This window comes from Candidatus Kuenenia sp., assembly GCF_027493735.1.
In the GTDB taxonomy this organism is placed as follows: Bacteria; Planctomycetota; Brocadiia; order Brocadiales; family Brocadiaceae; genus Kuenenia; species Kuenenia stuttgartiensis_A.
Window position 1 is genome coordinate 146,188 of the sequence record NZ_JAOSKF010000023.1, and the last position, 13,773, is coordinate 159,960.

Genomic DNA, 13,773 nt, shown 5'->3' on the forward strand with positions numbered 1-13,773 from the left:
TCTTTTGAGCCGTCTGTCTAATTCATCCATATGGCTCTTAGGGACAGTGACCATAGATTCCATCCGAAGAGATGCTGTCCCATAAGTCTTCGACCAATAGAATTTTTTCTGGTGTACTCAGTTTTGTAATTTCCGGAATATCATTTACACGCACTTTCTTACCTCCTATTTTATGATAACATTTCTTTTCTTTTTATTCACACTATATAGCAACTGTTTTTCCACAGTTGGTCAACCCCCGTTAGATAATAAACATCTGATGGAATTGATGTATTTTTTTAAATTGTGGCGTTTGGCTTATTTATCAAGATTTTACAAGCAATCCAAGTCTTTCGTGATAGCAAAGACACGTCGTAAAACATGTCTATTTCGAGTGTAATTTGTCAATTTGAAAGATTCGACCCCTTCGGCTTCTTACTTAATATTTAAGATGTGACCCTTTTGTTCCTCTCATGGGGATTTAGGTTTGCAAATCTGAACCCGCTCAGGTGTCTGAAGGGGCCACAAAATAAGAATGAAAATTTCCCAAATTAAGTACGGTGTCCCTTGAATCAACCGATTACCAACAAAATCACAAGGTGGCCCTGCTACTCATTCTCATCGGTTAATATCTGATATGGTATTTTTCTCATGTTAATTGTAGTCTTGGAGTACGCCTTTACAGATTATCTGAGAATTCATTTTTCACAATTTTTCAATCATAAGTCCTTTTTAAATTGTCTCAAATACCTCGACTCTTACATCATATCCGAGTCTGTGCAGGTAATCATAGCAATCGTCCCATGTTAGGCCAAATTCACGTACATCTGCGAGCCCTATCCGCGCAAGGGTATCTCTTAAAAGTTCAAAATACCCATTTTCAAAATCGGCATCTTTCATCATCATTTCTTCTGCCCAACTTGCGAGACTTGGTAAATCCATCTCCCTGTTAAGATACTTTATAAGCATACCGGCGAGCATCTTTCTTGATATAATCATTGTTTTTCATCCCCCATTCTTTTATGACCCTTATCCACAGGATATTTTTCATGGATTTCAATCAATTTTCCATTACTATCATAAATTTCCTGATAAGATTTTTGGTTTCTTCCCTGTCATCTACTTCTTTAACGTACCTTGCTTTCCACCCATGCCTTCCTTTTATCTCCAACCAATATTTTCTGCCCCCGTCGCTTAATTTTTCGCAATTAAGGAATTTTCTTTCATTAAGCAGCCTTTTACCTTTGATATCCATATACCCCCAATAAGTCTGAATTTCGATTTATATTATTATAAAAACAAAAAGCGATAAAAAAATTGTTTTTTTTATCTGGAAGAGGGATGTGAATTATCAAATCAAGACAGAGAACCGCACAAACCCTTCTTTATCAATTACATATTTGTCAATGGTAAAGATTCGACCCCTTCGTCTCCCTATTCAGGAGGTAGCTTGAACTGTCTGGCAGATGAAAGTGTAGATCGGCAAATAGTAGAGCGTTTAAGGCAAGATGGCCATCAGGTCATGAAAGTAATTTTACGTGGTATAGCTTTATGTCTCTTCTGGAAAATCTTCTAAAAACGCTCTTGTTTGTCGGTTAGCGAACGATGTCCATGATTGAGCGCTTCGAGCGCTGCCTCTTATTTTCATTTGCGGCCAAGTTCCCGGACAATCTTTAAAGATTAGGCCTCTTTTACTTTATTCTTCATATATGCGATAGCCACCACTTAAAAGCCAAATGATTTCCAAGGATCAGGATAGAAAACAGAAAAAAACTAACCAACACGTGAATGATTAACTCAGAAGGTTTCTTGTTCTCTCCAAGCCCCCTGACTATATAGTAACTTTCCACTATAAATGCTAAGGGAATATAAGAAACAATTGCTGCCTTATGTAACTTGTGGAGATATTCCAGAATATAATCCTCGGATAAAAGTAGTCCTATGATAAAATATGAAAAAAAAGATAGGATATACACCACTCCTAATATAATTGCTAATATGCCCGCCCAGTTTCGGGGGAGATCAGAGACATAGTTGCGAAGATATTGAGTACCAACACGAGCCGCCTTTTTTACACGACGTTCCAAGTCCAAGTTATAGTCTTCAAGCCGCTTGCGATACTGCTCTTCCTGGTCATGCAGGCGCTTTTTCATCAAGCAAGAGTCAATTCTTGCCTTGAGCAATACGGGATTAAAAGGTTTTGTTAAGTAGTCGTCCGCACCTTTTTCAATACAACGTACGATACTATCCATATCACCGATAGCTGAGATCATGATAACAGGAATGTGACGCCAAGATGCATTGCCTTTCAAATGACACAATACCTCGTATCCATCCATTTCTGGCATCATTATATCAAGCAGAATGATATCCGGAGGCTGTTCTCTTACTTTAGCCAATGCAGATAGTCCATTTTCTGCAAGGATAGAAATATGCCCAAGCTCATTAATCCTCTCGTTTAGGATATTGCGGTTAGACTCTTTATCCTCAACGATAAGAATTCTTGCCTGATTTGCCATGAAATTTCCCTCCGCAAATTTTCAACGCTTAAACACTTTTTAATAACTGCATACATTTGCTTTACATGGATAGGTTATCTACATCCAGTATTTCAATGGTCATCGCCAGATTACGCTCGTTATCCTTTGCTATTAGTATACGACGCTTTTCAAGGTGTTAACCCATTTCCTTTTGATTTGGAGGTCGTAGAGGTAGTATAAATGTAAAAGTACTTCCTTTTCCATAAAAGCTCTCCACCCAAATTTCACCACCATGTAATTCAACTAAACGTTTTGTAAGCGCTAAACTAAGGCCAGCCCCTTCATAATTCCGTGCTAATGAAGAATCCACTTGGCTGAATGCTTCAAATATTTTTTCTATATCTTCTTGTTTTATACCAATTCCTGTATCTGCAATAGCAAATTGTACATAGAGATCTTTCAATGTTGTGTCTATACACACATTACCATTTTTGGGGGTAAATTTTATTGCATTAGATAAAAGATTAAACAGTATTTGTTTTAATTTCAATTGATCTACAACGAAAGTAGGTATATCGGATTGGATAGTATTCTTTATTGTAATATTTTTCTTATTTGCAATTCCTGACACCGTATTTAATACGTCATCTATTGTTTCTTTCACGCAAATTTCTTCATATTTTAGCTCTAATTTTCCCGCTTCAATCTTTGAAATGTCTAACACGTTGTTAATCATGTTGAGTAAATGTTTTCCGCTGCTGTAAATATCGTCTACATATTCTCTTTGTTCATCATTTATGGGTCCAACCAATCCATCCTTTAAGACTTCCGCAAATCCAATAATTGCATTGAGCGGAGTACGAAGTTCGTGCGACATTGTTGCCAAAAATTCAGATTTCAATCTATATGCCTTTTCTAATGCAATATTTGTTTTTTGAAGATCACTGGTTTTTTCCTGTACTTTTTTTTCAAGCAGATGGCGATACTGTTCTTCCTGATCATGCAGGCGCTTTTTCATCAAGCAAGAGCCGATTCTTGCCTTGAGCAATACGGGATTATAAGGTTTTGTTAAGTAGTCGTCCGCACCTTTTTCAATACACCGTATGATACTTTTCATATCATCGATGGCTGAGATCATGATAACAGGAATGTGACGCCATGAAGCGCTGTCTTTCAAATGACATAAAACCTCGTATCCATCCATTTCTGGCATCATTATATCAAGCAGGATGAGATCTGGAGGCTGTTCTCTTATTTGAGCCAATGCAGAAAGTCCATTCTCCGCGGGGATAGAAATATGTCCAAGTGCATTAACCCTCTCGTTTAGGATATCGCGGCTAGTCTTTTTATCCTCAACGATAAGAACTCTTGCTGGATTTGTCATGAAATTTCCCTTAGTTAATTTTCAACGCTTAAATACTTTTTAAGAACCGCATATAATTGCTTTACATGGATAGGTTTTGCCAGGTGCGCGGTGCAACCCTTAGCAAGATAAGTTTTTTCGGCTTCAGCACCTGTACTGGCAGTCATGGCGATAATAGGAGTATTAACAAATTCTGGTATAGCTCGAAGCCTTTGAGTTGCCTCCAGGCCATCCATTACCGGCATCCGAATATCCATCAAAATCAATTCAGGTTTATGCTGTTTAGCCATCTCAATCGCCTCCTGTCCGTTTCTGGCAACTACTACCTGGTGGTTATGTACCTCCAACATTTCAACGGTCATCGCCAAATTACGCTCGTTATCCTCTACTATTAGTATGCGACGCCCTGTAGGAAATACACCATTTTCTTTTAAAACTTTCCCCACCTCTTTTTGTTCGGAAGATTTTTCTCGCGGTAATTTTTTCAGTGGTAGGGTAAACCAAAAGGTACTCCCCTTCCCCAATTTGCTCTCAACGCCAATTTTCCCATCATGTAGTTCCACCAGTCGGCGTGTTAGGGCCAACCCAATCCCTGTACCACCAAGTTGTTCATCGATCACATTCTCTGCCTGGTAGAATTCAGAAAAAATCTTATCGATCTTATCTTCCGCGATCCCAATCCCGGTATCCCTGACTTCTATTTTGACTCCGGAGTCTCCGTCACTAACAGCACAAATTTCAACCCGTCCATCTTTTGGCGTAAACTTGAGTGCGTTTGTGAGTAAATTCATAAGAATCTGCTTACACTTCCTAAGATCAGCCATCACAACTGATAGTTCCGGTTCAATTATTATTTTCACTTTTATCTTTTTCTTCACAAACTGACGACTCATCATGGATACCATACCATTAATTAGTTCATCGATTGAAACATCCTCCAGTTCGAGTTCCATTGCTCCCGCATCTATCTTGGACATATCAAGCAAATCGTTGATAAGAGACAACAGGAATTTTCCACTACTGTTGATTTCACCGATATATCTTAACTGTTTTTCATTGAGCTTTCCAGGCAATTGCTCACTTAAAAGATCGGTATAGCCAATGATAACATTGAGCGGTGTACGCAACTCGTGGCTCATATTTGAGAGGAATTGAGTTTTGGCTCTGTTGGCATGTTCTTGTAAGAGTTTAGCAGCTTCAAGGTTTTTGTAAGACGTGCGTAACTCATTCTCCACTTTCTTTCGTCCATTCATTTCTCGCGTCATTTCGAGGTTTGCATTTCTTAGTTGGGAAGGGCTCGGTAGTGCAATTGCCTTGGGAATAAGGGGCCAGATGGCTATGGCGGTAGATGCGGATGCTATGGCCGTAAGAAACTTTACGACACCTTCAAACCTATAAGAAGGGCTCCATAGGGTCCAGATATCCAGAAAATGAGTGGAACCACATGAGAAAATGAATAAACCAAACATGACGAACATCCACTTAAACTCCAGGTCTTCTCGCCTCCGCACGAAGTAAAATAGTGCAACAGGAATAGAATAGTATGATGCGGTAATAATGCCGTCAGAGATTACGAATAGCCATAAGATTTCAGGCCTCCATAGTAGACATTGCCCATGAGGCATAAAATCTTGGGTAAAGAGATTCTGAAAAAACTCAATCATGTTAATCCTCCTCCTACTTAATAGATTTTTTGCGTAACACCTTTTTTTTAGTGGCAAGGTAAACTAATCTGAAGATACACTCTGTGATTTTTGCGTTCTTTAATGTCCATAAGCCTATGGAAGTCTATTTTTATATTTTTTGTAATTCCTCTTCTCTGTTTATTGTCTGATCGGCTTTATAGAATTCTTCACTATCCGGCAGCAACATGAAAAATTTTGGTGTATAGTCTATTTGCAGCATTGTCTCTTCTATCGTAAAATCCAAAACGTGCCCGCCCATTTTGGTGTCTTTGCTTATGAAATGAAAGTGATATCCCGGAACATTTAATCCTTCAACAAACGGCGGACAACGAAAGCCAACAATAGTACCCTCTATGTTTTTCGAATAAAAAAGCGGTTGTTTCTTTATAATAGCAGAAAGCGGCGCGTATGGTTTATGTTGTTTCGGAACACTTCGCAATTTTATATCGCGAAAACGTCCCTTTATCTGAATGGCATAGAAAATATTTTTTGTGGGAACGGCATTGTCCATAACCAGTTTAAACGTCTTAAAATCTACTCCCGGCTGTAATAACCAGGCCATCATGTTTTACCTGATAAATATTTCCACCTACAACTACCATTTCACCATCAAGGGCATTGAATGTTCCAATGCCAAAATTGCCATATTTTTTCAACTGGTCAATGGTAGTTTCTCCATTATAAATACCGCTTAACAAAGAAAATAAGGGGGTCATATCTGAATATTTTCTTGAATTGTTTATGTATTGTATGATCCTTTGCAAGCCGTTGACGGAAACGGCTGACTGCTTTACTCACAGAAAAATAACTCCGTGCTCCATACCTTTGACTGATTTCTTTTAATGTCATGCCACCATGATTTACCGCTAGAAATAGCATTATCTGTCTGGCAATATTATTATACATTGGCATTTCTAACGTTTCCCTTTTTACCCCAAATTCTTTGCAAACATGCTCCTCTAACGTGTCAACCGATATATCCTTCCTGAATGGTTTTACCCCGCTTAATTCTCTTGATGAAAAATTATCCTATCTTTTAAGTACTGTCTTTACCCAATCATCACTGCCCAATATCCACTTTCCCGCTGCTTTCAACCCCGGGTTGCTTCTATCCCTTATCCCTTCCCGGATAAATTCTAAATACTGCCCGTTTGCCCTATTCTTACTTTGAAATTCCATGCACAAATTTATGGGATCAGGTACAACCCAATGTCATTAAGTTAAGGTTATTTGATTAAAAACAACCCCCTATTTCCTCCTTTTCTAAGGGGGACTTTTACGGCCGGTAGATCAACTTAATGATATCACCCCTTCGGGGTTAATTATGGGTTTTTCGCATAATTTCTATAATCATTTCATCCCTTCGGGATTATTGGAATTATTCAAAGAACTAAAATGCTACGTGAATATTAACTCAACGCCTTCACCACATAACTTTAATATAATAATGGCGGTATTTTCTGTTCACATTTTTATTTCACCATTTTTTGGCTTATTCTGATTCCAGATTTTTTAAGTAATTAAAAAGATTTGATTTAAATCTCACCCACACATTTTCAATATTTGCTATGCCTTCTTTCATACGGTCCCATTCCAATTGAAATCCATAACTATGGTAAACGACATGTCTGAACCTGCGAAAAGGCGCTAAAGCAGACTATAGCAATTCATCAAACAATTCTGGCAAAGGAGTATGCGATGGGGCACAAAACCGCTTGAACAAATCCATATGCCAGGTATCGCCTGCGGGAAGAGGAATGGAATAAAATTTACTAATGCGTTTTAGGATATTTTCAATCCCACCATAAAATTGGGCAAGAAAAGCAGCAGCGGCAGTCTTTTCACGTGTAGTTGGTTCACGATCTGCGATGTCATTGCGCAAAGAAGTAATCTCTCGCAAAATACCTTCGATTAGCTCTATCTCAATATAAACTTCCTCTTTAAGTTCATCGGCTATCACAGTATTATTCTCCCTTTACTTTCGATGTGTTTGGTGAATCGGGATGGTGGACTCAAAGGCACAAGATCAAGCGGTGCATGCAGTTCTTCTTCCAGCCTTGCCGCCAGTTCATAAAGCTTCCAACCGGCAACACCGTCACAGGCAATATCAATATCCCTTGCTTGCGTTGGAGTCTCTATAATGCTTCCAAAAAGGATTAATCGGGTTGCACCGTAACTTTTAGCCAGAGAAACGATTTTTTCAATTTGTGACTGGGTAATTGGCATCTTCGAATCTCCTTAAACGGTTATATAAAATCATCGTACAAGATCAGAAGAGTAATTCAGGGGACACCATACTTAATTTTAGGAATCTTCGCTTTCCTCTAAAATGTAAAAGCGTCGAATCTTTTAAAATGACGATTTATTTGTTCCATTTAGAAATCAATAAATCTTTGTATTTCGTCAATAATAAACAGGCTGTCCAAGAATGTAATCAGCAAAACTTTTTTTCGTCTCTTTGCAGAGTGTTCAGGAAGGTTCTCAAAGCACTTCCGGAAACGATCCGTTGTCTGATGCATTTATAAAGCGCCGTCACTCCTTATCGGATTCTTTTTTTAAGCCATTTATCAAGAGACTCCTGGCTTTCTCAGGAACGTCTACCAGCTAATATGCCTTCGAAGCTAATACCTTCATCAAGATCAGGCCAATGAATTCCTTCTCCATCTCCAATCAATTCATAGTTTCCTCGTTCTGGTTTATTACCGTTCAGCAATCGAGGAAACCAAATAATGGGAACGGATATATTTCTCTCATCATTTAAATAAACTACAAAAGAACTCTCTGTAAAAACAACTTTTTGAGCCAGATATTCATGTTCAAGCACTAAAGCACTCATTCCATTTGTCCTGAAATAATTTTAATTTTCTTCTACCAATTTTTGAATCTTTATGAGATCACTATCACTAAATCCCTTAGATTTTTGTAGACGGATTGGATTTAATCAAAATTTGGCCGTAAATCTTTCCCTTTTTACATGAATATGGTCAGGAAATTGCATTCCTTTTCCCCTTTGAAGCGGCATTAAAACAAAAAACGAAGAAGATTACAATTTATTAATTCTTTATAACTATTCAGCATAATCTATTAAACTACTGAGGTACAACTCGTCCTCAAACTCCTGTTTGCGAAATGTGCATTCCCGATTTTTTGTAACCGTTTGTGTGATTGGGGCAAAACAACGCTGCCACGGGTTAATACTACTGTACGTTTCATTAAAACATGGCAGAAGTCAAAAAAAACCGGGAATGCACCTGGATCAACCCCACAAGGGCATGAAAGCTGCAAAAAATGTGGCAAGCCTGTCCCCCCGCTGGCGGGGGATTAAGGAGGTGGAATTGTCTGCGGAGGAAATCTGGGAGGTTTATAACATGAATAGCCATAAGTTTTTCTTCTCATTCCTACGCTCTCAGACTGGGTCAAGTGGGCAATTTTATCCTATTTCACGATATGAATTTCCCACTTTAATAGAAAAACAGTAATAAATTGAGCATGAAATAGGCAAAATGTGATAAGTTGCCCCCGCTTGTGAGACAACAAAGTTCATTTGACCCAGTCTGTCTGCGTGGGAATGCATGTCACGAATCAGGATAAAATTGTCCACTTGACCAGTCTGCAGAGCGTGGGAAAGAGGGGCAGATTTGTTTTCATAACAAAGGGGGTAGTTGAATCGATGGAGAAATCCAGTCCACCCCCTGCACCCATAAGCGCTAACTTGTTTTAGGTATGCTCGAAGTATTTTGATATCTGTGTTTTTCGGATTCTTGTATTTTCTGCTAAAGAACAAGCAATGTCATTCCAGCACTTAAGAACTTCCTGTAATGATAACGCTGGTTCTATAGCCCGTTTTACTTGATTAAGCATAAAAGCAAATTCACGCCATTTGCTTTTAGTCTTCTTGCTTGACAATGAAGTATCCCCAGGGGGAAAAAGACGTAGCAAAATCTATTAGTTTTTCTGTCAAAAGAGCAACGAATAGTTTGCCATAAAGCCAAGCTTTTGAGCTATCATCATCGTATTTAGGTAAGTGTCCAAATTGTGCTATTTGTTTAAATCTTTTAAAGACCAGTTCAATTTGCCATCGAACTCGATACCATTCTAAGATATCAAAAGCGGTAAATTGATTTTCAGGAAACGTTGTGAATACTATTACGTACTTGGCATAAATAAGGGTCTCCGGTTTTAGTTCAATGCCCTTTTTGCTTGCATGTCTTTTAAGTTTTTTATGAGCTATTTTAATGGCTTCTTCTGTTTTGCGTATTATACAAAGACTACCTTTGACATATTCAGTATTATCAACGTTTGGAATAAAAACGTTCCATGATTTTATAGCAAGGGGTCTTTTTAAATATTGGATTTCTTTCAATAAAGGAAAGGGTTTCTTTTCTTCGCCGAATATCCGTAGAGATTGCGAATTAACTCTAACGCTAAGATAAGCGCCTTTCCTTGTTGCATGATGAATTCCTTGGCCAGTACAGTAACCTCTGTCAGCTATAATATAATCATCTTTTTTCATCGGAAACTGCCGAAAAGATTCTCCTGTGCCTTCTCCTTCAGTTCCCGTAAGTTTAAAGAAATCGCAAGATAATGAAGGAACCTCAATACTATAATGAATGCGCCAAAGACTTCCTGTTTTCCCAGGTTCCTTTACTGTTGTTGCATCAAATAAGCGAAGATGAAAATTATTCCGTTTATTAATTTGGAGGCCACGCTCACGGAATAAAGATAAACATAATTTATATAGCCATTCTTTGCTCTTTTTTAATCGCTTTAATAAGGCAACATCGGATAAATCTGCTAAGTTAGCACGCTTGGCTCGAACTACTGTTTCACGCAATGAATAGCCACATCCTAAATGAATTAATAATGTTCGAAGAAGCTTTTCTTCAGATTTATCCTTGCGCAAGCCTTTTAAAGCATTTGTATCAACGGCTAAACTTTTCCAATCGTTTGGGAAGAAAGTTCTTAGAAGATCCCAATCTTCTCTCATCATGGCTTTATCCTCCTATAGAGTGATTAGCGGGATAATTAATATAAAAATACCATGATGAATAAAAATACCATGATGAATAAAATTTGTCAATAAAACAAGTTAGCGCTTATGCCCCCTGCACCCCCGCCAGCGGAGGACATAGTTTGAGCAGGATCATTCCCGATTTTTGGTTAACTAATTGTACAAGGACTATTGTACAAGGACTAAAGTGTTACCAAATTTCACCATTAAATATTTTGCCAAAAATGCTAAGAAATTACTGATAAGGTACTAAAAAATCCCCCGGCAGACTTCTGGCAGGAGCCTTTAAAAAAAGGAAGCAAATCTTGCGCATACGCTTATTTTCAGTTGACAACTCTTATATACAAAACTATCATCTCTGCATGTTTTCATTTGCCAATATTAAACAATATAAAAAAATATTACTCTTATTCCTGCTGATAGTGTTCGCAAGCAGTATTATTGCACCCGTAGTAAAAGTATTTTTGGATTCATTTTTACCCTCAAATTCTTTTTTCGTTAATTTATTGGATTATGAAGATGGTCACTATAATTTTGCAAGAGTCATGCGGCGCATTATCATGGCGGTCGCCATTCTATGCATATTTTTATTGAGAAAATCACTCATGTTTCCTTCCTTTGGTACTATTGGTTTAAAGCCCGGTAAAGGCTGCTGGCAAAAATTGCAAATTGGATTTCTTATTAGCACCGGTATGTGTATTCTCTATTTCGCATTTTTATATTTTTACGGAATTGTTACTTTTGAAATAGAAACAATGTCTCCCGGCAGTTTGATCGGTAAAGTTTTCACCTTGATAATAATCGCCGTTGTTGTGGGCGGCGTAGAAGAGTTTATTTTCAGAGGATTTATCCTTCAAAGCATTTTAAGAGATACGAAGGTGTTATTTGCCGTTTGTTTCTGCAGTATGTTTTACGCATTGCTCCACTTCTTCAAGGCGAACTCACTCGTTACTCCGGGTTTTCAACCCTTTATTGGTTTTATTGTAGTATATCAATCTTTCGCCAATATTATTCTCACTATTGCAGAGACACTTCCACTAATTATTGGGCTCTTCATTGTTGGCGTGGTGCTTTCGTACGCCTATTTGAAAACAAATTCATTGTACCTCTCCATTGGACTGCATGCCGGATGGATATTTTTTATTAAGGCAAACAGGCTTTTTTTTGATTTCGTTGATTCAGAATCAGGTTGGTTGTTCGGAGACCGTAACTTAATTAACGGCATAATGGGCTGGAGTTTTTTGATCGTTACCCTTTTAATTGTACATTTTATTACAAAAAGACTGCATAATGGAAAAAACGCTGCAAGAACTTGCTGATTACGTAGGGGGAACAGTTGCCGGCGATCCCAATACCATCATAAACGGTATCATGGGCATTGATGAAGCAACTGAAGGACACATCACATTTGTCGCCAATGAAAAATACATTAAAAAAATGAATCATACCAAGGCTTCCGCGGTGATCGTTTCGCCAAAACTTATCAACGCTAAAAAGAACCTTCTGGTCTGCAATAACCCCTATCTTGCATTTGCAAGGATAGTGGAATTACTCATGTTTAAAAAACCGGTCTACGTGAAAGGAATTGATTCCGCCACAAGCATTGCAAATACGGCAAAAATCGGCAAAGACGTTTCAATTCAGGCATACGTTACGATAGGAGAAAACGCCTGCATCGGCGACCGCGTGGTTGTTTTCCCCGGTGTTTTTATCGGAGAAAACTGTACCATCGGCGATGATGCCGTTCTCCATGCAAATGTTGTAATCTATCCCGATACCGTAATTGGCAGGAGAGTCACTATTCACAGCAATACGGTAATCGGCAGCAGCGGCTTTGGCTATGCCCCTGATGGCCAGAGCTATTATAAAATACCACAGGCGGGCAATACTGTAATAGAAGACGACGTTGATATTGGTGCAAATACAACAATCAACAGGGCAACTCTGGGGCAAACTATCATCAGGCGGGGAACAAAAATTGACAGCCAGGTTGTCATCTCTCATAACGTCGAAATCGGAGAAGATTCTGTAATCGTTTCACAGGTAGGCATTGCAGGCACCGCAAAAATCGGAAAACACGTGACCCTTGCAGGCGGCGTCGGCATTATCGGACATATTACCGTTGGAGACAACGTTACCGTTGGCGGGCATTCCGGAGTGGCGCAAGACCTCCCTGGCAACGGAACATACCTGGGAACGCCTGCGCTTCCCATTCAAAAAATGAGGCGATGTTACGTAATCATTGAAAAATTGCCTGAAATGAAAGAACATATGAAATCACTTGATAAAAGATTAAAACAACTGGAAGAAAAATGGAAAAACTCGGATTAATTGCAGGAAACGGAAGATTCCCCATACTGTTTGCCAAAGGCGCAAAAAATAATAATGTGCCGGTTATAGCCGTTGCTATTGAAGGGGAAACCTCCCCGGAAGTCGGGCAATATGTGGAAAAACTCTACTGGATCGGCGTCGCTCAGATTGGCAAACTTATTAAAATTTTTAAACAGGAAAACGTTTCCAAAGCAGTCATGGCGGGCGGTCTTACGAAAGGCAATATGTTTTCCTCTTTGCGAAATCTTAGACTCCTTCCCGATTTAAGGACAATTAACCTCTGGTATAAAAACGTAAAGAGAAGAGACGACCAGACCCTGCTCGGAGCGGTTGCTGACGAGTTGTTGAAAGACGGCATAGAATTGCAAAGTTCCACCCTTTACGTTCCTCAATTACTCGCAAAAAAAGGCATACTTACCAAAAAAAACCCCACCGATAGAGAGATGGAAGATATTTATTTCGCAGTTCCATTGGCAAAAGAAATTGCGAAACACGGCATCGGCCAGTGTATTGTTGTTAAGGAAAAAGTAGTTCTTGCGGTGGAAGCCTTTGAAGGTACTGATGAAGCAATCCGCAGAGGCGGAAAACTGGGGAGAAGCGATGTTGTTGTCATAAAAGTTTGCAAACAAAATTTTGATCCGCGATTCGATATTCCTACCGTAGGTCTTGACACCATTAAAACCCTGAAAGAATCTTCCGCCTCCGTCCTTGCCCTTGAAGCAGGCAGGACTATTATTCTCGATATTGAAGAAACCCTTGCAGAGGCTGACAAGGCAGGCATTTCCGTTATAGGCATATAGGCGCTTCACGTTTAACAATTGACAATTTATTGTAGAGATGCTGCATCGTATAAATTCTAAATACGAACCCCGAAATACGAAACAATACAGAGCTACAAACAGATCACCCCTAACGGGGTTATAT

General features: G+C 38.9%; 15 protein-coding genes and 1 pseudogene. 3 read left to right on the forward strand and 13 right to left on the reverse strand.

Going from position 1 to position 13,773, the window contains the following annotated elements:
- Nucleotides 1-37: 37 nt before the first annotated feature.
- The 13 genes and pseudogenes from M5U24_RS16845 to M5U24_RS16905 all read right to left on the reverse strand — a co-directional run bounded on the left by M5U24_RS16845 (nucleotide 38) and on the right by M5U24_RS16905 (nucleotide 10,497).
- Nucleotides 38-154 carry an addiction module protein gene (locus M5U24_RS16845; protein ID WP_197705264.1) on the reverse strand — a complete coding sequence of 39 codons (117 nt, stop codon included), beginning with the start codon at nucleotides 152-154 and terminating at the stop codon, nucleotides 38-40.
- A gap of 557 nt (nucleotides 155-711) precedes the next feature.
- Complete coding sequence (locus M5U24_RS16850) at nucleotides 712-978, reverse strand: hypothetical protein (RefSeq protein WP_099326747.1); 267 nt, start codon at nucleotides 976-978, stop codon at nucleotides 712-714.
- Between the two features lie 61 nt (nucleotides 979-1,039).
- Nucleotides 1,040-1,234, reverse strand: coding sequence for a hypothetical protein (locus tag M5U24_RS16855; protein ID WP_197705262.1), 195 nt, complete (start codon nucleotides 1,232-1,234; stop codon nucleotides 1,040-1,042).
- 448 nt (nucleotides 1,235-1,682) lie between these two features.
- On the reverse strand, nucleotides 1,683-2,498 hold the full coding sequence (locus M5U24_RS16860) for a response regulator (RefSeq protein ID WP_099326748.1): 816 nt from the start codon (nucleotides 2,496-2,498) through the stop codon (nucleotides 1,683-1,685).
- A 157-nt stretch (nucleotides 2,499-2,655) separates the two neighbouring features.
- Nucleotides 2,656-3,843 (reverse strand): ATP-binding protein, encoded by a 1,188-nt coding sequence (locus M5U24_RS16865; protein ID WP_230405665.1) that lies wholly within the window; start codon nucleotides 3,841-3,843, stop codon nucleotides 2,656-2,658.
- 14 nt (nucleotides 3,844-3,857) lie between these two features.
- Complete coding sequence (locus tag M5U24_RS16870) at nucleotides 3,858-5,486, reverse strand: ATP-binding protein (RefSeq protein WP_099326749.1); 1,629 nt, start codon at nucleotides 5,484-5,486, stop codon at nucleotides 3,858-3,860.
- Between the two features lie 130 nt (nucleotides 5,487-5,616).
- Complete coding sequence (locus tag M5U24_RS16875; RefSeq protein ID WP_099326750.1) at nucleotides 5,617-6,072, reverse strand: acetolactate decarboxylase; 456 nt, start codon at nucleotides 6,070-6,072, stop codon at nucleotides 5,617-5,619.
- A complete protein-coding gene (locus tag M5U24_RS16880; protein ID WP_099326751.1) occupies nucleotides 6,035-6,223 on the reverse strand; it encodes an acetolactate decarboxylase in 189 nt (62 codons plus the stop codon). Before M5U24_RS16880 ends, M5U24_RS16875 begins: the two co-directional genes overlap by 38 nt.
- 313 nt (nucleotides 6,224-6,536) lie before the next feature.
- Nucleotides 6,537-6,686: a hypothetical protein gene (locus M5U24_RS16885; protein WP_157820737.1), complete on the reverse strand. Its 150-nt coding sequence runs from the start codon at nucleotides 6,684-6,686 to the stop codon at nucleotides 6,537-6,539.
- A gap of 313 nt (nucleotides 6,687-6,999) precedes the next feature.
- A pseudogene (locus M5U24_RS18545) lies at nucleotides 7,000-7,467 on the reverse strand (hypothetical protein).
- Complete coding sequence (locus M5U24_RS16895; protein WP_099326752.1) at nucleotides 7,464-7,733, reverse strand: nucleotidyltransferase domain-containing protein; 270 nt, start codon at nucleotides 7,731-7,733, stop codon at nucleotides 7,464-7,466. The pseudogene M5U24_RS18545 and the gene M5U24_RS16895 overlap by 4 nt, the downstream one beginning before the upstream one ends.
- 361 nt (nucleotides 7,734-8,094) lie before the next feature.
- Nucleotides 8,095-8,343 (reverse strand): DUF2442 domain-containing protein, encoded by a 249-nt coding sequence (locus tag M5U24_RS16900; protein WP_099326753.1) that lies wholly within the window; start codon nucleotides 8,341-8,343, stop codon nucleotides 8,095-8,097.
- 1,050 nt (nucleotides 8,344-9,393) lie between these two features.
- Nucleotides 9,394-10,497 carry an IS4-like element ISCku3 family transposase gene (locus M5U24_RS16905; RefSeq protein WP_099326755.1) on the reverse strand — a complete coding sequence of 368 codons (1,104 nt, stop codon included), beginning with the start codon at nucleotides 10,495-10,497 and terminating at the stop codon, nucleotides 9,394-9,396.
- Between the two features lie 326 nt (nucleotides 10,498-10,823).
- On the opposite strand from M5U24_RS16905, the gene M5U24_RS16910 reads away from it, so the two are divergent.
- The 3 genes from M5U24_RS16910 to lpxI are packed head-to-tail and all read left to right on the forward strand — an operon-like array spanning nucleotide 10,824 to nucleotide 13,649.
- Nucleotides 10,824-11,837 carry a type II CAAX endopeptidase family protein gene (locus tag M5U24_RS16910; protein ID WP_157820738.1) on the forward strand — a complete coding sequence of 338 codons (1,014 nt, stop codon included), beginning with the start codon at nucleotides 10,824-10,826 and terminating at the stop codon, nucleotides 11,835-11,837.
- The gene (gene lpxD / locus M5U24_RS16915) at nucleotides 11,809-12,849 is read left to right on the forward strand and encodes a UDP-3-O-(3-hydroxymyristoyl)glucosamine N-acyltransferase (RefSeq protein ID WP_099326757.1); all 1,041 of its coding nucleotides are present in this window, start codon (nucleotides 11,809-11,811) and stop codon (nucleotides 12,847-12,849) included. The genes M5U24_RS16910 and lpxD overlap by 29 nt, the downstream gene beginning before the upstream one ends.
- Nucleotides 12,831-13,649, forward strand: coding sequence for a UDP-2,3-diacylglucosamine diphosphatase LpxI (lpxI, locus tag M5U24_RS16920; protein ID WP_099326758.1), 819 nt, complete (start codon nucleotides 12,831-12,833; stop codon nucleotides 13,647-13,649). Before lpxD ends, lpxI begins: the two co-directional genes overlap by 19 nt.
- Nucleotides 13,650-13,773: the final 124 nt, after the last annotated feature.

What these genes read in the sequence shown, in the direction of transcription:
- M5U24_RS16850 (WP_099326747.1), bottom strand. Translation starts at nt 978, where the DNA reads ATGATTATATCAAGAAAGATGCTCGCCGGTATGCTTATAAAGTATCTT.
- M5U24_RS16855 (WP_197705262.1), bottom strand. Translation starts at nt 1,234, where the DNA reads ATGGATATCAAAGGTAAAAGGCTGCTTAATGAAAGAAAATTCCTTAAT.
- M5U24_RS16860 (WP_099326748.1), bottom strand. Translation starts at nt 2,498, where the DNA reads ATGGCAAATCAGGCAAGAATTCTTATCGTTGAGGATAAAGAGTCTAAC.
- M5U24_RS16865 (WP_230405665.1), bottom strand. Translation starts at nt 3,843, where the DNA reads ATGACAAATCCAGCAAGAGTTCTTATCGTTGAGGATAAAAAGACTAGC.
- M5U24_RS16870 (WP_099326749.1), bottom strand. Translation starts at nt 5,486, where the DNA reads ATGATTGAGTTTTTTCAGAATCTCTTTACCCAAGATTTTATGCCTCAT.
- M5U24_RS16875 (WP_099326750.1), bottom strand. Translation starts at nt 6,072, where the DNA reads ATGATGGCCTGGTTATTACAGCCGGGAGTAGATTTTAAGACGTTTAAA.
- M5U24_RS16880 (WP_099326751.1), bottom strand. Translation starts at nt 6,223, where the DNA reads ATGACCCCCTTATTTTCTTTGTTAAGCGGTATTTATAATGGAGAAACT.
- M5U24_RS16885 (WP_157820737.1), bottom strand. Translation starts at nt 6,686, where the DNA reads ATGGAATTTCAAAGTAAGAATAGGGCAAACGGGCAGTATTTAGAATTT.
- M5U24_RS16895 (WP_099326752.1), bottom strand. Translation starts at nt 7,733, where the DNA reads ATGCCAATTACCCAGTCACAAATTGAAAAAATCGTTTCTCTGGCTAAA.
- M5U24_RS16900 (WP_099326753.1), bottom strand. Translation starts at nt 8,343, where the DNA reads ATGAGTGCTTTAGTGCTTGAACATGAATATCTGGCTCAAAAAGTTGTT.
- M5U24_RS16905 (WP_099326755.1), bottom strand. Translation starts at nt 10,497, where the DNA reads ATGATGAGAGAAGATTGGGATCTTCTAAGAACTTTCTTCCCAAACGAT.
- lpxD (WP_099326757.1), top strand. Translation starts at nt 11,809, where the DNA reads ATGGAAAAAACGCTGCAAGAACTTGCTGATTACGTAGGGGGAACAGTT.
- lpxI (WP_099326758.1), top strand. Translation starts at nt 12,831, where the DNA reads ATGGAAAAACTCGGATTAATTGCAGGAAACGGAAGATTCCCCATACTG.